Below are 289 nucleotides of genomic sequence, written 5' to 3'. Positions count from 1 at the left end.
TAAATGGAGCGGACAACCTGTTGCAGGCTTGCCTCTCTCTTGGCCTCGATATTCCTTATTTTTGCTGGCATCCGGCGCTGGGAAGCGTCAGCGCTTGCCGCCAATGTGCGGTTAAGCAATACCAAAACGCGGAAGACACGCGCGGTCGTTTGGTGATGTCATGTATGACACCGGCGTCTAATGGAACTTTTATTTCCATCAATGACGGCGAAGCCAAAGAGTTCCGTGAAAGTGTGGTCGAGTGGTTGATGACTAACCATCCGCACGACTGTCCGGTGTGTGAAGAGGG

General features: G+C 52.6%; 1 protein-coding gene. It reads left to right on the top strand.

Going from position 1 to position 289, the window contains the following annotated elements; translation table 11 throughout:
- Nucleotides 1–289 (top strand): 2Fe-2S iron-sulfur cluster-binding protein (locus tag ACMV8I_RS21455; RefSeq protein WP_498867155.1); only part of this gene is annotated, 289 nt, incomplete at both ends.

Origin of the sequence: Ewingella sp. S1.OA.A_B6, assembly GCF_049889095.1 — a bacterium.
Classification (GTDB): domain Bacteria; phylum Pseudomonadota; class Gammaproteobacteria; order Enterobacterales; family Enterobacteriaceae; genus Ewingella.
Note: the sequence above shows the minus strand (reverse complement) of the source record. Positions and strands in the feature narration are given on the sequence as shown.